General features: G+C 48.1%; 22 protein-coding genes. 19 read left to right on the top strand and 3 right to left on the bottom strand.

The genetic code is table 11. The features are described from left to right. The first annotated feature begins 27 nt into the window (after positions 1-27). The 17 genes from A1sIIB142_RS05770 to A1sIIB142_RS05690 all read left to right on the top strand — a co-directional run bounded on the left by A1sIIB142_RS05770 (position 28) and on the right by A1sIIB142_RS05690 (position 17,490). Entirely contained in the window at positions 28-936 is a 909-nt protein-coding gene (locus tag A1sIIB142_RS05770; RefSeq protein ID WP_095693993.1) for an ABC transporter ATP-binding protein, read from the top strand. After that, on the top strand, positions 933-1,724 hold the full coding sequence (locus A1sIIB142_RS05765; protein ID WP_095693992.1) for an ABC transporter permease: 792 nt from the start codon (positions 933-935) through the stop codon (positions 1,722-1,724). The genes A1sIIB142_RS05770 and A1sIIB142_RS05765 overlap by 4 nt, the downstream gene beginning before the upstream one ends. 54 nt (positions 1,725-1,778) lie before the next feature. Beyond that, the gene (locus A1sIIB142_RS05760; protein WP_095693991.1) at positions 1,779-2,981 is read left to right on the top strand and encodes a C40 family peptidase; all 1,203 of its coding nucleotides are present in this window, start codon (positions 1,779-1,781) and stop codon (positions 2,979-2,981) included. A gap of 9 nt (positions 2,982-2,990) precedes the next feature. Further along, on the top strand, positions 2,991-3,950 hold the full coding sequence (gene tilS / locus A1sIIB142_RS05755; protein WP_095693990.1) for a tRNA lysidine(34) synthetase TilS: 960 nt from the start codon (positions 2,991-2,993) through the stop codon (positions 3,948-3,950). 31 nt (positions 3,951-3,981) lie between these two features. Beyond that, on the top strand, positions 3,982-4,533 hold the full coding sequence (gene hpt / locus A1sIIB142_RS05750) for a hypoxanthine phosphoribosyltransferase (RefSeq protein WP_095693989.1): 552 nt from the start codon (positions 3,982-3,984) through the stop codon (positions 4,531-4,533). An 8-nt stretch (positions 4,534-4,541) separates the two neighbouring features. After that, positions 4,542-6,611 carry an ATP-dependent zinc metalloprotease FtsH gene (ftsH, locus tag A1sIIB142_RS05745; protein ID WP_095693988.1) on the top strand — a complete coding sequence of 690 codons (2,070 nt, stop codon included), beginning with the start codon at positions 4,542-4,544 and terminating at the stop codon, positions 6,609-6,611. Next, positions 6,608-7,219 (top strand): GTP cyclohydrolase I FolE, encoded by a 612-nt coding sequence (gene folE / locus A1sIIB142_RS05740; protein ID WP_241389350.1) that lies wholly within the window; start codon positions 6,608-6,610, stop codon positions 7,217-7,219. Before ftsH ends, folE begins: the two co-directional genes overlap by 4 nt. 6 nt (positions 7,220-7,225) lie before the next feature. Beyond that, complete coding sequence (folP, locus tag A1sIIB142_RS05735) at positions 7,226-7,981, top strand: dihydropteroate synthase (RefSeq protein WP_095693987.1); 756 nt, start codon at positions 7,226-7,228, stop codon at positions 7,979-7,981. After that, positions 7,978-8,334: a dihydroneopterin aldolase gene (gene folB / locus A1sIIB142_RS05730; RefSeq protein WP_095693986.1), complete on the top strand. Its 357-nt coding sequence runs from the start codon at positions 7,978-7,980 to the stop codon at positions 8,332-8,334. Before folP ends, folB begins: the two co-directional genes overlap by 4 nt. Next, positions 8,331-8,777 carry a 2-amino-4-hydroxy-6-hydroxymethyldihydropteridine diphosphokinase gene (folK, locus tag A1sIIB142_RS05725; protein WP_095693985.1) on the top strand — a complete coding sequence of 149 codons (447 nt, stop codon included), beginning with the start codon at positions 8,331-8,333 and terminating at the stop codon, positions 8,775-8,777. Before folB ends, folK begins: the two co-directional genes overlap by 4 nt. A gap of 51 nt (positions 8,778-8,828) precedes the next feature. Beyond that, positions 8,829-9,599, top strand: coding sequence for a 4-phosphopantoate--beta-alanine ligase (locus A1sIIB142_RS05720; protein WP_095693984.1), 771 nt, complete (start codon positions 8,829-8,831; stop codon positions 9,597-9,599). Continuing rightward, the gene (locus A1sIIB142_RS05715) at positions 9,596-11,209 is read left to right on the top strand and encodes an L-aspartate oxidase (protein WP_095693983.1); all 1,614 of its coding nucleotides are present in this window, start codon (positions 9,596-9,598) and stop codon (positions 11,207-11,209) included. The genes A1sIIB142_RS05720 and A1sIIB142_RS05715 overlap by 4 nt, the downstream gene beginning before the upstream one ends. Further along, positions 11,206-12,030 (top strand): carboxylating nicotinate-nucleotide diphosphorylase, encoded by an 825-nt coding sequence (nadC, locus tag A1sIIB142_RS05710; RefSeq protein ID WP_095693982.1) that lies wholly within the window; start codon positions 11,206-11,208, stop codon positions 12,028-12,030. Before A1sIIB142_RS05715 ends, nadC begins: the two co-directional genes overlap by 4 nt. A 2-nt stretch (positions 12,031-12,032) precedes the next feature. Further along, positions 12,033-12,800: a type III pantothenate kinase gene (locus tag A1sIIB142_RS05705; protein WP_095693981.1), complete on the top strand. Its 768-nt coding sequence runs from the start codon at positions 12,033-12,035 to the stop codon at positions 12,798-12,800. 34 nt (positions 12,801-12,834) lie between these two features. Further along, the gene (lysS, locus tag A1sIIB142_RS05700) at positions 12,835-14,343 is read left to right on the top strand and encodes a lysine--tRNA ligase (protein ID WP_095693980.1); all 1,509 of its coding nucleotides are present in this window, start codon (positions 12,835-12,837) and stop codon (positions 14,341-14,343) included. A 2-nt stretch (positions 14,344-14,345) separates the two neighbouring features. Beyond that, positions 14,346-14,840: an amino-acid N-acetyltransferase gene (locus tag A1sIIB142_RS05695; RefSeq protein ID WP_095693979.1), complete on the top strand. Its 495-nt coding sequence runs from the start codon at positions 14,346-14,348 to the stop codon at positions 14,838-14,840. A gap of 148 nt (positions 14,841-14,988) precedes the next feature. Further along, positions 14,989-17,490, top strand: coding sequence for an ATP-dependent Clp protease ATP-binding subunit (locus A1sIIB142_RS05690; RefSeq protein WP_095693978.1), 2,502 nt, complete (start codon positions 14,989-14,991; stop codon positions 17,488-17,490). Between the two features lie 10 nt (positions 17,491-17,500). On the opposite strand, the gene A1sIIB142_RS05685 is transcribed toward A1sIIB142_RS05690, so the two are convergent. The 3 genes from A1sIIB142_RS05685 to A1sIIB142_RS05675 are packed head-to-tail and all read right to left on the bottom strand — an operon-like array spanning position 17,501 to position 20,552. Then, positions 17,501-18,349 (bottom strand): HhH-GPD family protein, encoded by an 849-nt coding sequence (locus A1sIIB142_RS05685; RefSeq protein WP_095693977.1) that lies wholly within the window; start codon positions 18,347-18,349, stop codon positions 17,501-17,503. Next, positions 18,349-19,716, bottom strand: a complete 1,368-nt coding sequence (gene radA / locus A1sIIB142_RS05680) for a DNA repair protein RadA (RefSeq protein WP_095693976.1) — start codon at positions 19,714-19,716, stop codon at positions 18,349-18,351. Before radA ends, A1sIIB142_RS05685 begins: the two co-directional genes overlap by 1 nt. Before the next feature lie 26 nt (positions 19,717-19,742). Then, positions 19,743-20,552 carry a DUF3109 family protein gene (locus tag A1sIIB142_RS05675; protein WP_095685041.1) on the bottom strand — a complete coding sequence of 270 codons (810 nt, stop codon included), beginning with the start codon at positions 20,550-20,552 and terminating at the stop codon, positions 19,743-19,745. 30 nt (positions 20,553-20,582) lie between these two features. On the opposite strand from A1sIIB142_RS05675, the gene proC reads away from it, so the two are divergent. Both proC and A1sIIB142_RS05665 read left to right on the top strand, forming a co-directional pair. Then, positions 20,583-21,398: a pyrroline-5-carboxylate reductase gene (gene proC / locus A1sIIB142_RS05670; protein WP_190283254.1), complete on the top strand. Its 816-nt coding sequence runs from the start codon at positions 20,583-20,585 to the stop codon at positions 21,396-21,398. Beyond that, positions 21,398-22,588, top strand: a complete 1,191-nt coding sequence (locus A1sIIB142_RS05665) for a hypothetical protein (RefSeq protein WP_095693975.1) — start codon at positions 21,398-21,400, stop codon at positions 22,586-22,588. Before proC ends, A1sIIB142_RS05665 begins: the two co-directional genes overlap by 1 nt. The last annotated feature ends 2 nt before the right edge of the window (positions 22,589-22,590 follow it).

The following is a 22,590-nucleotide window of genomic DNA, read 5'->3' as shown; positions in this document are numbered from 1 at the left end:
CTAAGGTTTGGATGGTAAATTGCACATATGACGACTATCGCGATATCTGTCAAAGATCTCAGCAAGAAATACGATTCTGGCTTTGCAGTCTCGCACGCAAATTTTGAAGTTCCCTTAGGCACCATCTGTGGGTTCGTTGGTCCCAATGGAGCGGGTAAGACAACAACTATTCGTATGCTGCTCGGCTTGATCTCACCTACGGGTGGAACTGCGGAAATTCTTGGGCAATCCATTAGCCACCCAGATAAATACCTCTCACAAGTGGGCGCGATGATTGAAGGCCCCGCCTTTTATCCGGCGCTGTCAGGTGCGGAGAACCTTAAAGTCCTGGCAACCCTTGGTGGCTTTCCTATCGAACGCGTGGAAGAACTTATTCGCATAGTAGGACTCGAGGGACGAGGCCAATCGAAATATAAAACATATTCACTCGGCATGAAGCAGCGACTGGGTATTGCAGCAGCCCTGCTGCCGAATCCAAAGATTTTGATACTAGATGAACCAACCAATGGATTAGATCCAGAAGGCATCCAAGAAGTTCGTGACTTACTAAAAAAGCTAGCTTCACAGGGCACCACGGTTTTCGTCTCATCACATTTGCTTTCAGAGCTAGAACTCATTAGTGAATACATTGTCATGTTACGAAAAGGTGAAGTTGTATTTGCAGGCCAACTTCTAGAACTTATGCAGGCGCAACAGCCACTGATTTTGGTAAAGACGCAAAATCCTTCGGACTTACAGAAGATTATTGAGATTGCCGAGCAACATGGACATAAGGCCTCAATCCGCTCTGAAGTTGCACATATTGAAGGTCCAGAAGAGTGGGCTGGAACTCTTAATAAAAAAGCATTTGAAGCAGGCATTGTTCTTACCCAACTTGCCCCACAACTTCCTAACCTAGAAGAGACATTCTTTGAAATGACTGGAGATCGTTCATGATTCGCGTAATTATGGCCGAATGGCGCAAGCTGCGCAGACCAACTCTCTTCCTTGGCACTTTAGGTGCTGCTCTTTTCTTCACCGCCTTAACCAGCACCTTTCTCTACCTCATGATTGATTCTGAAAGAGGAAACTCAGATCGTGGTCGCCAGGTGAGTCGAGAAGTTCTGGAATTAGCTGGGGGCTCTGTTTTTGGATTTGCCTCAGTGGGTGGGTTACTCGGAGTTATTGCACTCTGTGTTTTTGCCGCACAGACCGCGCAGGAGTACACCTACGGAACTTTAAGAAATCTGCTCGTGCGCCAACCTGGGCGGCTTCGGATTTTGGCTGGCAAATTAATTGCCATGAAACTCTTTGCACTTGTATTAGTAATTATCTCGGCAATCGTGAGTATTGGGATTTCCGTTGCGTTATCTGGGCGCGCCAAAGTTGCGACAGATTTATGGTTCACAGCATCGGGCTTCCATGCAATTGGTCAAACGATGCTCAACGTCAGCATTTCAGTAATTTACTTTGGCATCGTAGGAATGGTGTTAGGACTGCTCTTTCGCTCGCCAATTTCTGCGATCTCTATCGGGGTTTTGTGGCTTCTTATTATTGAAAACCTCATCGGCGCTGTAAAGCCAGTGACGCTGGATTGGATGCCTGGAAATCAACTATCAGTAATCGCCCAAGGTGGTAGCTCAGATGTTTCATATTTGCATGCTTTAATTCTGGGAACTCTCTATGTATTTGTTGGATCGATAGTTGCTGCAACACTTTTCTCTCGAAGAGATGTGGCTAACTAACGACACAGGGCCAATAGCCCCAACTAATAACTGTCTCTGATTTATTCTTCTTCAATGCGCCGCAGAAATCGCCTACTTAGCCTTGCAATTATTGCCGGGCTGACTTTGGCATCTACGCCTGCTGTGGCAAAACCCAAACCGACTTTGGCCGAAATTGAAGCCGCCAAGAAAGCAGAAGCGGCGAAGAAGGCGATCGCCGATGCAGCAGCAAAGAAATTAGCGGCGGCAAATACAACTCTCAAAGAATTGACGGCAAAGGCAAGTGTTGCGCGAGCTCTCTATCTCAAGGCGCAGAATGAGCTGAATATCGCTACCGCGCAAGCAGTTGCTGCCGCCAAGTATGCAGCTGAGACTGCAGCAGCAGTGCAAGAAGCACATCGCGTGATTGGCAAGTTAGCAGTTGATGCTTACATGCTTGGTGGTGCGATGAGTGATATTGAACCACTGCTCAGTGCAAACGGCCCACAAGATCTGATTGATCAACTTTCAACACTAAATACCCTAGGTGCACAAAACAGCACTGCGTTAGATAGATATAAAGAAGCAGAGATTGTTGCTCGCGCGGCCAAGAAAAAAGCGGAAGAGGCGAAAGTAGCGCAAGAGGTAGCAACTGCAAAAGTTGCCGCAGCTAAGAAAGTTGCCGATGATGCACAAGCACTGCAACAAAAAGAGGTAGATAAACTTCGCGCAGTGCAAGATAAGTTGATTAAAGAACTTGCTACTGCACGAAATGTTCGCATCACACTTGAACAACAGCGACAGCTCGCTCTCTTGGAAGAGAGCCAGGCTGGAACTGCAGCGAATACCATCAACCAAGCAAAAGTTTGGCCAGATATAGGATTTAAAGGAAGATCCACTATTCGCACCACTGAAGCGCAACGCGCTGCCGCAGTTGCATTTGCAAAGAAGCAAGTGCTTGCACGCAAACCATATATTTGGGGTTCAGAGGGTCCTAACTCATTTGACTGTTCCGGGTTGGTTTATGCAGCTTACAAATCTGCTGGCCTTGGATGGCCTAACTGGGATCGCCTTAACTCAGCGCTCTATTCAGGTTATACAAAACATGTGTCTCTCAATGAGTTGGTACCGGGCGATCTTCTCTTTTACTCATATAAAGGAACCATCTCAACAATTCACCACATCACAATTTATGCAGGTGGCGGCATGATGTGGGAAGCGAATTCCAAGGGCAAAGGCCTGCTCTATTCAAATATTTATAGCGTAAAGGGACTTATGCCATTTGGTGGTCGGGTCTAACCTAGACCCATGGCGCAGGCATTAGTTGTAATTCGTAACGCGGTAAGAGAGCAACTCGAAAGATGCGAAGCTGGCGACTGTGTTCTCGTGGCAGTTTCTGGGGGAGCAGATTCACTCGCTCTGGCCCAAGCAACACTTGTTGAGTGCGCCCCGCTAGCAATCAAGGCCGTTGCAGTCACTATCGATCATCAATTGCAAGAGAAATCAGCCGACCAGGCAGCGAAAGTGGAAAAACAATTGAGAGCAATGGGCTTTCAAGATGTGGTGGTTGCCAAAGTAAAAGTTTCACTTGAATCTGGATTAGAAGCTGGTGCGCGAAGTGCTCGATACGAAGCGCTACAAAGAATTGCAGTAGAAAAAAGTGCGGTCAGGGTTTTACTGGGTCACACCCGAGATGATCAAGCCGAAAGCGTTCTACTCGGATTGGCTCGTGGTTCAGGAACTCGTTCACTTTCCGGGATGGCAATTGAAAATGGAATTTATCTGAGGCCACTTCTCTCACTTACTCGCATGCAGACCGAAGAAGCCTGCACGGAAGCAGGTATCGAATTTTGGAATGATCCTCATAACGAAAACCATGAGTTTTCTAGAGTGAGAGTTCGCCGTGAAGTTCTGCCGGTAATGGAAGAACAGATTGGCCCTGGCATCGCAGCAGCTCTGGCTCGCAGCGCTTCTTTACTTCGTGATGATGCCGATGCCCTCGATGCAATTGCCAGCGCTGAAATTTCCCGGCATAACCTCAAAGATTTGGATTGCTCAGCCCTTGAGCATTTGCCTCGAGCGATCAGAACTCGCATCCTGCGCAGCGCAATCTATGCAGCGGGTGCACCTTCAGGCTCGATTTCAGCGGACCATATCGGGGCAGTTGAGGCGCTGGTCACTTCTTGGCACGGTCAGGGGCTGGTGAGCCTGCCGGGTGGTGTGAAGGTTGAGAGAATTTCGGGCAGACTTTCGCTCTCAAACCAGTAAGTTCGATTCGAACACATAAGGAGCACACCCGGTGGATCTCGCAGCAGTCGGCACAGATGTTGAAAAAGTAATTGCAACGGAAGCAGAACTGGCTGCAAAGATTAAAGAACTTGCAGCGCTCGTTGATGCCGATTACAAAGATAAGCAAGTTCTTCTTGTCGGAGTTCTTAAAGGTGCGATCATGGCGATGGCAGACCTCACTCGTGCAATGAAAACACATATTGAAATGGACTGGATGGCTGTTTCGTCCTACGGCTCCGGTACAAAATCAAGTGGCGTAGTTCGAATCCTTAAAGATTTAGATCGGGATATCACTGGTCGCCATGTGCTGATTGTGGAAGACATTGTTGATTCAGGTCTGACGCTCTCATGGCTTAAATCAAACTTACTGTCTCGCGGCGCGGCATCTGTTGAAATTCTAGCAATTCTCCGTAAGCCCGAAGCTGCCAAAGTCGACGTTAACGTTAAATACGTCGGCTTTGATATTCCGACAGAATTCGTTGTTGGATATGGACTCGACTTCGATGAGAAGTATCGAAACCTTTCATTTATCGGTGTGCTTGCCAAGCACATGTACTCATAAGGAGCTCCATGTCTTCCCAAGCACCCCAAACTAAGTCTCCATTTGATAAATTCAAAAAGTCCAAGGAGAAAAGCGCTGCGAAAAAGAATGTGAAAGCGACGCCCCAAACACGTGCACAGAAACTTTTCCGAGGACCACTCTTTTGGATTATCGTCGCAATTATTGGAGTAACCATTTTTGGGCAGATCTCTAGCGCCTCAAATACATATACCGAGATTAAAACTTCACAAGCAATTGCTGCCATTTCACAATCTGAAGTTGAGTCGGCTGTACTGATTGATAAGAGTCAGAAGATTCGCCTGATATTAAGTAACGGAAAGACAATTAAAGGTGCAACTAAAGTTGAAGCTTCTTACATTGCGCGCCAAGAACCCACACTTATCGATGAACTCACAGCTAATCCGCCAATAAAAGGCTGGACGGTAGATGTTCCAAAGACATCAGTACTAACGACTATTCTCTTTAGTTTTGGCCCAATACTTATTATCGGTCTGCTCTTCTTCCTGTTGATGAGTCAAGCACAAGGTGGAAATCGAGTATTTTCCTTTGGTAAATCACGGGCAAAGCTGCAAGATAACGATGTACCGCAGAATACATTTGATGATGTTGCAGGTGCTGATGAAGCAATCGCTGAACTAGAAGAAATAAAAGATTTCCTGGCAGACCCAGCTAAGTACGCGCTACTCGGTGCCAAGATTCCTAAGGGAGTACTTCTCTACGGCCCGCCAGGAACAGGAAAGACTCTTCTTGCTCGCGCCGTTGCCGGTGAAGCAAAAGTTCCTTTCTATTCAATTTCTGGCTCTGACTTTGTAGAAATGTTTGTCGGAGTTGGCGCCGCACGAGTTCGTGATTTGTTTAACCAAGCCAAGGCGAATGCACCCGCAATTGTTTTCGTAGATGAAATCGATGCAGTAGGGCGTCAACGTGGTGCTGGTATGGGTGGCGGCCATGATGAACGCGAACAAACTCTCAATCAACTTCTCGTTGAGATGGATGGCTTTGAAGCTAATGGCCAAGTAATTCTCATTGCTGCCACAAACCGTCCAGATGTTCTTGACCCAGCACTTCTTCGTCCGGGGCGTTTTGATCGTCAGATTCCAGTCGAGCGCCCCGATCTCAAGGGCCGAGGAGATATTCTGAAAGTGCATGCAAAGAACAAGCCAATTTCAAAGGAAGTTGAACTCGTTGCATATGCCCGCAGAACACCAGGATTCACTGGAGCCGATCTAGCAAATGTCCTTAATGAAGCAGCGTTGCTATCTGCGCGTGAAGGCCAAAAGACAATTGGTAATACGCAGATAGATGAGGCCATTGATCGCGTCATGGCCGGACCGCAGCGCAAGTCACGGTTGATGTCTGAAGAAGAACGTCGCGTTACTGCATATCACGAAGCAGGTCACGCACTTGTTGCGCATGCTCTTCCGCATACTGATCCAGTTCATAAAATAACTATCATGCCGCGCGGGCGCGCACTTGGTTACACAATGGTGCTACCTGATGAAGATAGATACTCCACTACACGTAACCAACTTCTTGATCAGTTGGCGTATTCACTGGGTGGTCGCGCCGCCGAAGAACTTATCTTCCATGACCCATCCACTGGTGCCTCAAATGACATTGAAAAGGCAACCGCGCTTGCTCGCGCAATGGTGACCCAATATGGAATGACTGAGGCAATTGGTGCAATTAAATTAGGAACCGATGCATCAGAACCATTTATGGGCCGTGACTATGGACATCAACGAGATTATTCAGAGAACGTTGCTGCAGTAGTCGATGCTGAAATCCGTAAATTAATTGAAACTGCCCACCAAGAGGCTTATGACATTCTTGAAGCTAATAGAACCATTCTTGATGAAATGGTAATTAAACTTCTTGAGATTGAAACGCTCAATAAAGAAGAGATTGCGCAGATATTTGCCAAGGTGAGGTCATGGCCTAACCGTCCGGCATGGACAGGATCAGAAACACGCACACCTTCAGCTACTCCACCGGTTGATATTCCAGAGCGCATCATCACCGCAACACCTGATGCATCGAAGAAAGCACGGCGCGTGAAGAAGGCAACATCCGAGTGAGTGATATTTCTTCAGTATCAATGGGGCCACATGATGGAGGCGCATCGCATCCATACGATCATGAGCGCGCGGAAAAGGCTGTCCGCGAACTCTTATTGGCCCTTGGTGAAGATCCCGATCGTGAAGGCTTAAAAGACACACCAGCTCGCGTTGCTCGCGCATTTGCCGAAAACTTTGAGGGACTCTGGCAGAAGCCAGAAGATGTATTAACAACAACTTTTGATATTGGACATGAAGAGTTAGTCATCATTCGCGATATCGAGGTGTTTTCTCATTGCGAGCACCACCTCACTCCATTTCATGGTGTTGCCCACGTTGGATATATCCCCAGTGGGAAAATTACTGGGCTCTCTAAAGTTGCACGATTAGTAGATCTCTTTGCACATAGACCACAAGTGCAAGAGCGACTCACAACTCAGATTGCTGACGCACTCGTTGAGATTCTTAAGCCAATGGGCGTAATTGTCATTATTGATTGCGAGCACCTATGTATGTCAATGCGTGGGGTGCGTAAGTCTCAGGCACGAACAACGACATCAGCTGTGCGTGGAGTTCTACGCGATCCAACAACTCGCGCTGAAGCAATTAGTCTTATTACGAATCGATAAATCACAATGCTTGTGATGGGAATTCTAAATGTCACACCAGATTCCTTTGCCGATGGTGGAGTAAATTTTGAGACACACATTGCAATCACCCGTGGCTTAGAGATGATCGAAGAAGGTGTCGACATCATCGATATCGGCGGAGAATCAACACGGCCAGGTGCCGAACGAATATCGGCTCAGGAAGAACAAGCGCGCGTGATTCCCGTCATTGAAGGCCTTGCTGGCAATGGCGTCACACTGAGCGTTGACACCATGCGAGCAGAGACTGCGCGATTGGCTGTGCAGGCAGGTGCGAGCATTGTTAATGATGTCAGTGGCGGGGCAGCAGATCCAGATATGTTTGCAACAGTTGCCGAATTAGATTGCAAATACACGCTGATGCATTGGCGAGGTCATTCAGCAGATATGAATTCAAAGGCTATCTATGGTGATGTGGTCAGTGAGGTAATCGAGGAAGTAACGCTGCAACTAGATAAGGCACTCGCTGCTGGCATTAAGCGTGAGAACATTATTCTCGATCCAGGTATTGGTTTTGCAAAAGATGCCGAACATAACTGGGAGATATTAAATCGCATCGATGAATTCATTGCCCTGGGATATCCAGTTCTCATTGGGCATTCTCGTAAGAGGTTCCTTGGCGGTGACACTCCAGACTCACGCGAAGCAGCAACCGTTGCAGTTACGCAATCACTTGTTGGTAAAGGTATTTGGGCAGTTAGAGTTCACGGTGTGAAGGTGAATAAGGATGCGATCAGCGCATGAGTGATGTAATTTCGATTAAGGGCATTCACGGATTTGGCTATCACGGAGTCTTTGACCATGAAGCAAAAAATGGACAAGATTTCTATATCGATCTCGAGATTGCGTTAGATCTATCAAAGGCGAGCACATCCGATGATTTAAAAGACACCATCGATTACGGTGCTCTCGCTGATCTTGTAGTGGAAGAAATTACTGGCGCTCGAGTGCAATTGATTGAAAAACTTGCTGGAAGAATTGCAGATCGAATTAAGGCATCTCATCAGCAGATTGAACGCGTGAGCGTAACCGTGCATAAGCCTAAAGCGCCTATTTCGGCAGAGGTTGCAGATATCGCAGTAACGATCTCGCGATGAAAGCAGTCGTTGCACTCGGTGCCAATATTGGTAATCCCCGCGAACAGATTGAGTTAGCACTGACGATGTTGCGAGCTGCAACTGAAGTTATTGCCGTCTCTTCCTTGCACACCACTAAACCTGTGGGGGGTCCAGAGCAACCCGACTACATCAATGCAGTATGTATTCTAGAAAGTGAATTACCTGCAACAGATTTGCTCTCACTCTTACATGGCATTGAAAAAACTCTTGGTCGAGAGCGCCAGGAGCGATGGGGCCCCAGAACTATTGACCTAGATCTCATTCAATATGGCAGCCTGCTCAGCAGCGCCGAAGAGTTAGAACTTCCACATCCACGGGCGCATGAAAGACGTTTTGTATTACAACCCTGGAATGAGATTGAGCCCGATGCAATTTTGCTTACCCATGGGAGGATTTCTCACCTTTTGGAGCAATTGCCATAACGCTTTAGACTTAGTACAACTGCCTGCCCGGTACCTGAAAGGACTGGAGCCATGAAAGTAGTAACAGATGTTGGCCAACTTCCTTCAGTCTGCGCATTTGTTCCCACGATGGGCGCACTTCATGCAGGGCACGCCTCCCTAATGTCGATTGCGAAAGAGCACAGCGAGAACGTGGTGGTCAGTATTTTTGTGAACCCGCTGCAATTTGAGAATACGGAAGATTTAGCAAAATATCCAAGAACTCCAGATGCTGATATTGAATTAGCGGCAATGCACGGTGTGACACATGTGTGGTTACCGCCGCACGCAGAGATTTATCCGAAGGATCACCCTGTTCTGACCGCTGGTCCAATTTCACATCTCTATGAAGGAAAATCAAGACCGGGACACTTCGATGGTGTGGTCACCGTGGTTCGTAGATTTTTTGATTTACTCAAACCAAGCACCGCAATATTTGGCGAGAAAGATTTTCAACAACTAAAGCTTGTTGAGGAGATTGCGGGTGATGTAAAAATCATTAGAGCACCCATTATTCGTGAAGCTGATGGCTTGGCGATGTCATCCCGAAATATCCGATTAACCCCCGAAGGCAGAGCAGCCGCGGCAGTGATCTCACAAGCCCTATTTGCATCTGAGACTGAGAGCGAATTGCGGACAGCGCTGTCATCGCAGCCACTTCTTACCGTTGATTACGCCGATTTCATCGATGAAGAAAGCTTTCTCCCAGCAGATGGAGATACAGCACACACTCGTGCAATTGTTGCCGGGTGGATAAATGGGGTCCGTTTGATTGACAATAGGCAGATGGTGCAGCGCTCATGAGATTACTAGCCCCCGCACCTGGCTGGACTGCGCAAGCCGATGTCATAGTCGTTGGCTCTGGAATCGCTGGCCTAACTACGGCGTTGCAATGTCGAACATTTGGTTTATCTGTTCTGCTTGTTACAAAAGCAAGCGTTGATGAAGGTTCGACAAAATGGGCACAAGGTGGAATTGCTGCTGCCCTTGGTGATGGTGATTCACCTGAAGCGCACGAAAAAGACACTTTAGTTGCTGGTGCTGGACTATGTGATGTTGATGCTGTTCGAGTATTAGTCACTGAAGGACCAGAAGCGGTACGAAAACTTATTGAACGTGGCGCTATTTTTGATAAAGAGGCAAGTGGTGAGATCGCACTTACTCGAGAAGGTGGACATTTACGTAATCGAATTATCCATGCAGGGGGCGATGCAACGGGAGCTGAAGTTTCACGCGCCCTGCTTGCAGCTGTTCACAACGATCCTGAAATCGAAGTTGTTGAGAACGCACTTGTTTTAGACGCGCTTAAAAACGATATTGGAGATATCTGCGGCGTGACTTTGCACGTGATCGGAGCCGGTAGTCGCGATGGAGTTGGTCGCGCAATTGCTAAGGCTGTTGTCTTGGCAACCGGTGGACTCGGACAAGTCTTTGCTCAAACTACCAACCCTTCTGTTTCAACTGGAGATGGCGTTGCCCTAGCACTTCGCGCCGGTGCCAAAGTTGCCGATGTGGAATTCATTCAATTCCACCCCACTGTTTTATGGCTTGGAAATAATTCTGAAGGCCAACAACCACTCATCAGTGAAGCAGTGCGAGGAGAAGGCGCCTATCTCCTTGATGATCAAGGAATAAGATTTATGAAAGAGATTCATCCACTTGCCGAGTTAGCTCCACGCGATGTTGTGGCAATTTCAATTATGCGAGTAATGAATAAGAATCATGCACAGCATGTGTGGCTTGATGTGCGCCACCTGGAAGGATTTGAAAAGAGATTTCCCACCATTTATGCATCCTGTATTGCACATGGAATAAATCCACTCACAGAGTTAATTCCGGTGGCACCGGCTTCTCACTATGCCTCCGGTGGCGTGCGCGTGGATCTCAATGGTAGGACGAGTGTCAATGGTCTCTATGCGTGTGGTGAAACAGCATGTTCTGGAGTGCATGGAGCCAATCGATTGGCTTCCAATTCCTTACTCGAGGGCCTTGTTTTCAGTGCGCGTATCGCATCAGATATTGCAGCGAACCTTCCTGAATTTACTGAGCCGGTAGAAAATGTCTCACGAGCCATACTTCTTGACCCATCAGTACGTCACGATATTCAGGTGAGTATGAGCCGGGGAGCGGGGGTATTGCGCTCCTCGGATTCATTAGTGCGCACAAGTTCAGATCTCACACGTATTGAAGATAGAACTAGCGACCAGCCATGTGTAGAGGCATGGGAGACAACCAACCTCTTCCAATTAGCGCAAGCTATTCTTAAAGCAGCGCTGATTCGCCAAGAGACACGCGGTTCGCACTGGCGTGAAGATTTTCCAGAAACAAGTGATCAATGGCGAAAGCGTATTGTGCAACAACTTGATCAAACTGGATACTGGACAACGGGTTATCAGGAGGTAGGCAATCAATGATTGATCGCGAACTCATTAAACGTGCACTTGCTGAAGATCTAGCTGGCGGGCAAGACATCACTTCAGTTGCCACAGTTTCTGGAAGTGAAAAAATTGTGGCAGATTTCGTTTCCCGTAGTGCGGGTGTTATTGCTGGCATGGATATGGCGCGCGCGGTACTTGAAGAAGTGGGCCTGAGCGATATCGCGGTATTTGTCTCCGATGGCGCAAAGGTCGCTAAGGGAACTGTTCTCATGAGCGTGCGCGGTGATACGCGAGCAATCTTGCTGGCAGAACGTACTGCGCTTAATTTTCTCGGACATCTGAGTGGAATTGCTACTCTGACCCGCACCTGGGTAGATGAAATTGCAGGAACTAATTGTGCAATCAGAGATACACGAAAGACAACGCCAGGAATGCGAGTCTTGGAAAAGTACGCAGTTCGTATGGGCGGCGGAACCAATCATCGGATGAATTTAAGTGCGGGCGCACTCATTAAAGATAATCACATTGCCGCAGCTGGCGGAGTCACAGCAGCTTTTAACCGGGTACGCGAACAGAATCCGACAGCTGAAATCGAAATTGAAGTCGACACGCTGGATCAATTAGCGGAAGTAATTTCGCTGAAACCTGATTGTGTGCTGCTCGATAACATGAGTCCAGAGCTATGCGCAAAGGCGGTTGCAGTAGTAGCCGGTGCATTTAAACTCGAAGCATCTGGTGGAATCTCACTGACGAACGCACGTGCATATGCCGAAACTGGCGTTGACTACTTGGCAATTGGTGCACTAACTCATAGCGCACCTGTTTTAGATATTGGCCTAGATCTGAGAGCGGAGTAATTATGTTGTTAACTATTGACGTTGGAAATACAAATACAGTTCTAGGGGTATTTGAAAAAGAATCTCTCATTAGGTCCTGGCGGGTAAAGACTGATCCCCGCACAACAGCTGATGAACTATGGTTGCAATACAGCGCACTTGTTACCGGTTATGAAGTCGCTGCACTTTCCATCTGTTCCTCTGTCCCGGCTACCCTTCGCGAATTGCGAACCATGATTGATACATATTTCAGTGATACCCCGGTGACAATCGTGGAACCAGGAACAAAGACTGGCGTGCAATTACTGGTAGATAATCCCAAGGAGATAGGCGCAGACCGAATTGTTAACACACTAGCTGCGCATACTCTCTATGGCGGACCTGCAATAGTTGTTGACTTCGGAACTTCTACAAATCTCGATGTTGTTTCACCCAAAGGTGAGTTTCTGGGCGGCGCACTTGCTCCCGGTATTGAAATTTCTGTCGATGCATTAGCAGCACGAGCTGCGCAATTACGAAAAGTTGAATTAATCAGACCAAAGAATGTCATTGGCAAGAACACCGTAGAAGCTTTGCAATCAGGAACAATCTATGGATTTGCGGGACAGGTTGATGGCCTTGTCGAACGCATTACTGATGAACTTGCGCAAAGTTATGAGAAAGCACCGATAGTTATTGCAACGGGTGGATTAGCCCCGCTCATTATTGGAGTTTCAGAAACCATTGATGAGCATGAGCCAGACCTGACTTTGATTGGACTTCGCCTTATCCACGAGAAGAACTCTCACTAGTTCTACTGCCAAAAACGATAGACTGTGCGCCACCATGACCACCGATAACTCACCCGCACAAGAGGACGATCTACCGGAGCAACTTCGGATTCGTCGCGAGAAGCGCGCCAGCCTACTTGAGCGTGGAATTGAGCCATATCCGGTGGCAGTTGCTCGAACTAAATCATTGTCAGAGATTCGTGAAAAATACGTGGGTCTTGAAACCGATATCGCTACCGGAGATATTGAAAGTCTTACCGGGCGAATAATTTTTAAGCGCGACACTGGAAAACTTTGTTTTGCAACGTTGCGCGAAGGAGATGGAACAGAGCTGCAAGCGATGTTATCCCTGGATAAAGTCGGCGAAGTGCAACTTGATGCCTGGAAATCAGATATTGATTTAGGTGACATTGTTTCAGTCACTGGTGAAATCATAACCTCTAAGCGCGGTGAGCTATCTATTCTTGCTAATTCTTGGACCTTGGCATCGAAATCGCTACGACCACTACCTAATGATCACAAGCCGATGTCGGAAGAGACGCGCGTTCGCATGCGTTATGTCGATCTTATTGTTCGCTCAGAAGCGCGCAGCGCTGCTCGCATGCGCCCCAATGTAATGCGCTCACTTCGCGAAACTTTTCACTCACAGAGCTTTATCGAAGTAGAGACACCTATGCTGCAAGTCATGCATGGTGGGGCAACGGCACGTCCATTTAAGACTTTTAGCAACGCTTATGACATGGATTTGTATATGCGTATTGCTCCAGAACTCTTCTTAAAGCGTTGCGTTGTGGGCGGTATTGAACGCGTCTTTGAAATTAATCGAAATTTCCGTAATGAGGGCGCCGATTCTTCTCACTCACCAGAGTTTGCAATGGTCGAGTCATATATGGCATACGGTGATTGGCGCACCATTGCAGATCTCACTCGTTCGCTGGTTCAAGATGCAGCCGTTGCCGTGTCGGGTTCTCACGTTGTTACCCATCACGATGGACGTCAGGCAGACCTTGGCGGCACATGGAAAGAGATTTCGCTCTACGACGCAATTTCGCAAGGTGTTGGCGAGACGGTAACGGCGTTGACTTCTATCGATGAACTAAAGAAATATGCGACAAAACTTGGCATGAAGATTGACCCGAAGTGGGTAACAGGCAAGCTCGCCGAAGAGATCTTTGAACATGTAGCAAAAGATAAGTTAGTTGAGCCAACCTTTGTGATGGGCTATCCAGTAGACACCTCACCTTTGGTGCGTGCTCACCGCGAGCTGCCAGGCATGGTTGAAAAATGGGATCTCTATGTCGATGGATTTGAGTTAGCAACTGGGTACTCCGAACTTATTGACCCAGTCATTCAACGTAATCGCTTAGTGGAGCAGGCTCAACTTGGAGCTAAAGGTGATTTGGAAGCAATGCAAGTAGATGAAGATTTCTTACGCGCAATGGAGTTTGGCATGCCTCCTATGGGTGGAATGGGAATGGGCGTTGATCGTTTGCTCATGGCGCTCACAGGTCTTGGAATTCGTGAAACTATTTTGTTCCCGCTAGTAAAACCGGAAGTTGATTAGCCATGACAATTATTCGTTCGGCAAAGACTTCTGATGTTAAGGCAATTCGTGAACTTGTAGATTCATATGCGGCGCCCGGACAAATGCTGGCAAAAGAAACCGTCACGCTTTATGAAAGTGTTCAAGAATTTATCGTCGCTGAAGAAGATGGTGTCATTATTGGTTGCGGAGCGCTGCACGTGCTCTGGGAAGATTTAGCAGAAGTTCGAACAGTTGCGGTGGATAAGAATTGGCATAAAAAAGGTGTTGGACATCTGATTATGGAAGCAATCATTGATAGAGCTCGCCACGTCGGAGTGCAGCGAATCTTCTGTCTCACATTTCAAACTGAGTTCTTTGGCCGACATGGTTTTGAAGTGATCCAAGGCACGCCAGTTGATCATGATGTCTATCAACAGCTACTTCGTTCCTATGATGCTGGCGTCGCCGAATTCCTGGATCTCGAATCGGTCAAGCCAAATACCCTGGGCAATACCCGGATGCTGCGTACTCTCTAAAACCCGGCCACCGCTAGTAATCCGGGGGAATATTCACCCCATATTTAGGGTTCTATGAGGCAAGTAGCTTTCTACCTCGCGCCTTGCCCGGGCGGGGTTATAGGCTTACCGCCAGCACATCGAAAGATAGAAATAAAGGAGTCCGCCAATGTTTGAGCGCTTTACCGATCGAGCTCGACGAGTAGTTGTCCTAGCTCAAGAAGAAGCACGCATGCTCAATCACAATTACATTGGCACTGAACACATCCTCCTTGGCCTGATTCATGAAGGTGAAGGCGTTGCTGCTAAAGGTCTGGAATCACTCGGCATCTCACTCGAAGGTGTTCGCGCGCAGGTAGAAGAAATCATTGGCCAAGGTCAACAAGCACCAAGTGGTCATATTCCATTTACTCCTCGTGCAAAGAAAGTTCTTGAGCTCTCACTGCGGGAAGCACTTCAGCTCGGACACAACTACATTGGTACCGAACATATTTTGCTTGGGCTCATTCGCGAAGGCGAAGGCGTTGCCGCACAAGTTCTCGTAAAGCTTGGCGCAGATCTCAACCGAGTCCGTCAACAAGTAATCCAACTTCTCTCCGGCTATCAAGGCAAAGAGACTGTTGCCCAAGGTGGTCCGGCTGAAGGAACACCTTCAACTTCACTTGTACTTGATCAATTTGGTCGCAATCTCACAGCAGCAGCGCGTGAAGGCAAACTCGATCCTGTTATCGGGCGCGAATTAGAAATTGAACGTGTGATGCAGATTCTCTCTCGCCGCACAAAAAATAACCCAGTTCTTATTGGTGAACCGGGAGTTGGTAAGACTGCGGTAGTTGAAGGCCTTGCTCAAGCAATTGCCAAGAACGATGTTCCAGAAACTTTGAAAGATAAGCAGCTCTACTCACTAGATCTCGGTGCACTCGTTGCGGGTTCTCGCTACCGTGGTGATTTCGAAGAGCGCCTGAAGAAAGTCCTAAAAGAAATTAAGACACGTGGTGACATTATTATCTTCATCGATGAGATTCATACCCTTGTCGGCGCAGGTGCGGCCGAAGGTGCTATCGATGCCGCAAGTATTTTAAAGCCGATGCTGGCACGTGGTGAGCTCCAGACAATCGGTGCAACCACACTTGATGAATACCGTAAGCACATCGAAAAAGATGCAGCGCTAGAACGCCGCTTCCAACCTATCCAGGTGAAAGAGCCATCAGTTGCGCACACCATTGAAATTCTTAAGGGTCTTCGCGATCGCTATGAAACACACCACCGCGTCTCAATTACTGATGGCGCTCTAGCAGCGGCTGCAAATATGGCAGATCGTTATGTTTCAGATCGCTTCCTTCCTGATAAGGCAATTGACCTTATTGATGAGGCAGGATCACGTCTTCGCATTAAGCGCATGACAGCTCCTGCTGAACTTCGCGAATTTGATGACAAGATTGCCGAGGCTCGCAAAGCCAAGGAGTCAGCCATTGATGCGCAAGACTTTGAAGGTGCAGCATCTTTCCGCGATAACGAGAAGACACTTCTGCAACAGAAGCAAGAAGCGGAAAAGAATTGGAAGGCTACAGACCTCGATAAGGTCACTGAGGTTGATGAAGAGCTCATTGCTCAAGTCTTATCTGCTTCAACTGGTATTCCAGTCTTTAAGTTAACTGAAGAAGAGACTGCTCGCTTGCTTCGCATGGAAGATGAACTCCATCGCCGTGTGATCGGTCAAGATCAAGCAATCAAGGCTCTTTCACAAGCAATCCGCCGCACACGTGCTGGTCTTAAAGATCCAAAGCGCCCGGGTGGATCATTTATCTTCGCTGGACCTTCTGGAGTTGGTAAGACAGAACTTTCTCGCACCCTGGCATCATTTTTGTTCGGTGATGAAACAGCGTTGATTCAACTTGATATGTCTGAATATTCAGAACGTCACACTGCATCACGTTTATTTGGCTCCCCTCCGGGATATGTGGGTTATGACGAAGGCGGTCAGCTCACTGAGAAGGTGCGTCGTCGTCCGTTCTCAGTTGTGCTCTTTGATGAAATCGAAAAGGCACATCCAGATATCTTCAACTCTCTCCTACAAGTCCTTGAAGATGGTCGCCTCACTGATGCGCAAGGTCGCACTGTTGACTTTAAAAACACAGTCATCATCATGACTACCAACCTTGGAACACGTGATATCTCCAAATCACTCGGACTTGGTTTCGCTAATGCCGATGATGACCTCACAAATTACGATCGCATGAAGGGTAAGGTTCAAGACGAACTCAAGAACCATTTCCGCCCAGAGTTCCTTAACCGCATCGATGATGTCATCGTCTTCCACCAGCTCACTAAGGATCAGATCATTCAGATTGTTGATCTCATGATTGCCAACCTTGATGAGCGCTTGAAGGCAAAAGATATGGGTATCGAACTCACCCAGGCTGCCAAAGACCTCCTTGCAGCTCGAGGTTATGACCCACTTCTTGGTGCACGTCCACTTCGTCGAGTTATTCAACGAGAGATCGAAGATTCACTCTCTGAGCGAATTCTCTTTGGAGAGCTCAAGGCCGGCGAGATCATTGTGGTCGATGTTGAAGGCGTTGATGCTGATGCGAAGTTCACCTTTAAGGGTTCGCCAAAGGTATTAATGCCAGATAGCCCAGAGGATTTAGCCGAGGCACCTACTGCTTAGTTGCGCGTGCTTAATTGCGGGGAAGTGAGTAACTACTCTTTCCACGTGCTTCAATCAAGCCATCATCTAATAGCGTAAGAAGCGCCTTCTCTAATTGCGAGGGCACATCCCACAACTGCGCAATCTCGCTCTTTTTTAAGAGTTGATTTTCACGCAGTGCTTGCACAATCGCGCCTCGGCACTGTCTATCTGTGCCATGCCACGTTTGTCGCCGTTTGACGATATCTGATTTCGGGTAATCCAAACTTCGCCAGGCGCAATCCTTTGCCACCGGACAGATTCCACACTTCGGAGTCTGCGATGTGCAGATAAGAGCGCCCAACTCCATCGTTGCCGCCGCCCACACGTGCGCCTCGTGCTTTGGGATCAACTCTTTATAGCGAGATTTCTCAGCTTTGGTTGCCGAAGCTTTGGGAGTTTCTACTCCGTCATAAAGCCTGGCAAAGAGTCTTCGGATATTGATATCAAGAACAAGTGAGCGATCGTTAAAGGCGAAGGCAACCATGGCAGCGGCTGTGTATTCACCGATTCCGGGCAGTGCGCGTAGCTCTGCCTCCTCGCGCGGAATACGTCCTTTATATTCTGTTGTAATTACCTTGGCACATTCATGCAAACGCAGTGCCCGACGTGGATAGCCAAGGCGTCCCCACGCAGTAATGACTTCTGCAGGTGTGGCCTTAGCAAGGGATGCGGCAGTGGGCCAGCGCTTAATCCATTCGGTATAGACAGGAAGTACGCGAGTGACTGGAGTTTGCTGCAACATAAATTCAGAAACTAGTACACCCCAGGCATCTGTCTTTCGCCAAGGGAGATCACGCTTATTGCTTTTAAACCAGGAGATGATTTCTTTCTCGTACATTAATCACCAGTGATTTTTACGCGCGCCAGAGCTTGATCAAGACGAGAGACTTCGACAATCTCCATTCCATCAATCTTCACATCAGAGCCAGCTGGAACCAAAGCGCGCTTGAAACCTAGGCGATAAGCCTCAGCTAACCTCCGAGAAACACCGCTTACTTTACGAATCTCACCTGCCAACCCCACTTCGCCAATGGCAACAAGATCAGCCGGTAGCGCTAAGCCTTTAGCGGCTGATGCAACTGCAAGTGCGAGAGCTAAATCGGCGGCAGGTTCGGACATCTTCATGCCGCCAACAGTTGCCGCATAGACATCGCGCCCACCTACTCGAACGTGGGCACGTAACTCAAGAACTGCAAGTGTCATTGAGGTGCGCGCTGCATCGAGTCCACTAGTTACCCGCCGTGCATTTCCAAAATCATTCTCACGCCCAGCACTTACTAGTGCTTGAATCTCGGCAAGAAGTGGGCGACGACCCTCGAGGGTTACGGTGACACACGTTCCAGGAACTGGTTCGGTGTGACGAGAAGTAAATAGCCCTGTGGGGTCCAGCACACTCTCTATTCCAGTATCACTTAAATCAAAGCAACCAACTTCATCGCTAGCGCCAAAACGATTCTTAATTGCACGAATAAGGCGAAGTCGTGAATGACGCTCGCCTTCGAATTGAAGAACTACATCGACGATATGTTCAAGTAAACGCGGACCAGCAATTGATCCGTCTTTTGTCACATGGCCAACTAATAGCAGAGTGATATCACGATCTTTGCAGATGCGAATGAGCGCCCCAGCTACTTCTCGCACCTGTGTTACTCCGCCCGGTGAGCCATCGGCAGTTGATGAACCGATAGTTTGAACCGAGTCGATGATGAGTAATTCAGGCTTGACGGCATCGATGTGGGCAATGACAGCACCTAAATCTGTCTCGGATGCCAGAAATAATTGCGGATCAATTGCTTTGATGCGCTCTGCGCGTAGTCGAACTTGGGATGCGGATTCTTCACCAGAGATATAGAGCGCCGGAATTCCTTTTGCCGCACTTTGGGCAGCTACGGAAAGCAGGAGAGTTGATTTACCAACACCGGGTTCACCGGCAAGCAATATGGCCGCACCTGGTACAAGTCCGCCACCGAGAACTCGATCTAACTCTGATACTCCGGTTGGTCTTGCGTGCGCGGCAGATAGGTCGACATCGCCAATAGCTGTTGCTCTATTAGTTACCGAACCTGCAACGAGTGAGAGCTTCTTTGGCGCGGCAAGTTCTTCAACTGTGCCCCACGCCTGGCATTCTCCGCAGCGACCAACCCACTTCTGTGAACTCCAGCCGCATTCAAAACAGCGAAATGGGTCCTTCTCAACTTTGGCCATAGTCCTAGATTAGACCAGAGAACTGACTACTTACCGGCTGCGATTGTTGCTGGGTGTTGAATAACAAAGAGCGGCAGCGAGCGAGCTTGAGCATCTTTGATGCCAGCAATGCGCTTATCGCAATGCTGGGCAAGAACTGCATAGGCATCTTTACCCATGAGTTGTTGCAATTCGGCCTTGTTGGAAATATAGACAGGTTCACTACCGACGTGAGCATCGGTATTACTTGTGCAGTACCAATCAAAATCATCTCCACCATCGCCCCATGCAAGACGTTCATATTCGCCAATGACGGTGATTTGGTATTCACGTTCGCCCACTTCGCGAGTTTCAAAACTGCGACGTAAGGGAAGTTGCCAACAGACATCAGGTTTTGTATCTACAAAGTGAATTTCACGCTGCTGTGCCAGGTGATGCAGAACGCAACCAAATGATCCGGTAAATCCTGGTGCCTCATGACCTTTGCGGTTAAGGAATATGCAGGCATTATTGACGGTGCGAGTCTTGCGTTCTTTATCTTCATCTAAATCGGTAATGCGAAGTTTGCCGCCAGGTTTCTTTGGGCGAGCCTCTTCATAGAATTGCCACATTTCAGGGGTCAGATATTGCGCTGCCTTACGAACGCGTTCTTCATCATCCTCATCTGAATACATCGCACCTTCGGTGCAGCATCCATCATTGGGGCGATCCTTAAATACACCTTGGCAGCCATCGCCATAGATACAGGTCCAGAATGAGGTCAACCATGTGAGGTCGCACTTGAATATTTCTTCTTCATCATTTGGATCTGCAAATTCGACCCAATCACGTGCGAAACCTGGCTTTATCTCTGACATAGTCGCAGAGCCTACGCGTACTCTTTCGCCATGGCTAATTACAAAGGCATCTCCAGAGTTGGCATCATCGGTGCCGGAACGATGGGAGAAGCATTTATTGCAGCCCTTATTCGATCTGGATTACAACCCTCTTCAATTGCCATTGTTGTACGCAGACAAGAGCGCGGCCAAGAGCTGGCAAAGAAGTACGGTGTCACAGTTGTTGGCTTAGCTGAAACCATCTCTTCATCTGATGTTCTGCTTCTAGGAATAAAGCCCCAGGGTCTCTCAGAGTTATTGCCTGAAATTGCGCCGCATCTGCGTCCCCAAACTCTGGTGATCTCCCTCCTTGCTGGCAAAACCATCGCCGCAATCTCAGAAGGTCTAAGTGGCCATACAGCTATCGTCCGTGTGATGCCAAACACCCCAACCCTTCTTGGTAAAGGGATGGCTGGTTATTCACTGGCTACCGGCGTCACTGAAGATCAGAAGAAGTTTGTTGATCAATTACTGACCGCAACTGGCAAATCACTTCTTATTCCAGAAGAGTTACAAAATGCACTCACCGGAACAAGTGGCTCAGGTCCTGCCTACTTCTTCCGATTTGTGGAAGCAATGATTGATGGAGCTATCGCACTGGGTCTTTCCCGTGAAGATGCAACAACTCTTACTGTGCAAACAATCGTTGGCTCTGCGGCCATGCTAGAAGAGTCAGGTGATAGCCCAACAGTTCTTCGTGAGAAAGTCACCAGCCTGAAAGGTGCAACCGCCGAAGCACTTGGCGTCTTTAATGAAGCAGGAATTTCGAAGATTGTTGCAGATGCGATGGCTGCCTCTGCCAAACGTGCAGCAGAGTTAGCGCAGTAATGAAAAGAATTGCACTACTTCTTGTAATGTCCGTAGCGCTGGCTCCATCAGCACAAGCTGTTCAAAAGAAAGTCGCAGTGAAAAAAGTGACGACGGTTCTTAGCGTTCCTGGCGCAGAAATGCTGGCGGTATCTGCCTCCTCCATCATCACCATTGCAACGGTAGATTCACAAACAACCGATATTGTGCTGAGCGCTGTTAATGGCGCTGGAGTCTCACTCTGGCAGAAGGTCATTGATTCAGGTGTTGATGAAGTGGCGATGGCAACAACTGTTGATGGTGCAGCAAATGTGTGGCTGGCAGGCTTTTCATCGCAAGCAAAGAGTGCTTTTACAGAAACAGCATCTGTCGTAGCCGAAAACCCCGATGCAATCACATTGGAAGCCGCTGAAGAATTGCGAGGAGATCTCAACGTACTCACTGTGTGGAAGATTTCCCCCGTAGGTGAACTGCTTGCAACCTATACATCTCAACACGATCTTCCTGGCCTGATCAACTCAATTTCTGTGAACAAATCTGGGTTATCAATCGTTGGCGTTCTTTCAGAGAAACCGTTTCTGCAGAACATGAGTGCTGCTGGTGAATTCTCACGACAAGCAAGTATTGGAACATCCAAGACCACAATTAACACTGTTGTTCGAAATAGTGATGGAAGTTCATCACTATTTGGTTCCAGTACCGAAACACTAGGCGGAAAGAAGTTAGCTGGGGTTCGAGACGGTGTACTTGTTAAAGTCTCCAAAGCAGGAGCAATCGCTTCTGTGGTTCGTAGTTCTGCCATCAAAGGCGATCGCTCCTGGTTAAGTGCCGATTCAAGTTTGCTCTTAAGTGGTTACGTGAAGGTTGGGAAAACTACCGAGACTGCGATTACAAAATTCACTTCGACATTTGTACCCACTTGGACAATAAGGTTTGCTTCCACCGGTCAATCACGTGCCATCGCAGGAGCTGGAATAAGTTATGCAGCGATGGGTTCAAAATCTGCGATTGCATCCATTACAGGATGGAAGCCAAGTAAGGCACAGCTACTGGTTGTGGCATTTGATGCAAAAGGTGTAATGACTGGTGCATTTGGCTCTAGCGAACTAAGTGACCCGCTGGCACTTGCGTACTCAAAAGAATTGGGAATTGTGGGCCTTGCGCTCAATGCGGATCAATCACCAGCCATATTTCGTATCGCTGCCCGTTAAAT

It is taken from the genome of Candidatus Planktophila versatilis, assembly GCF_002288345.1.
In the GTDB taxonomy this organism is placed as follows: Bacteria; Actinomycetota; Actinomycetes; order Nanopelagicales; family Nanopelagicaceae; genus Planktophila; species Planktophila versatilis_A.
The sequence above is the reverse complement of the archived record's forward strand: the minus strand, read 5'-3'. Positions and strand labels throughout refer to the sequence as shown.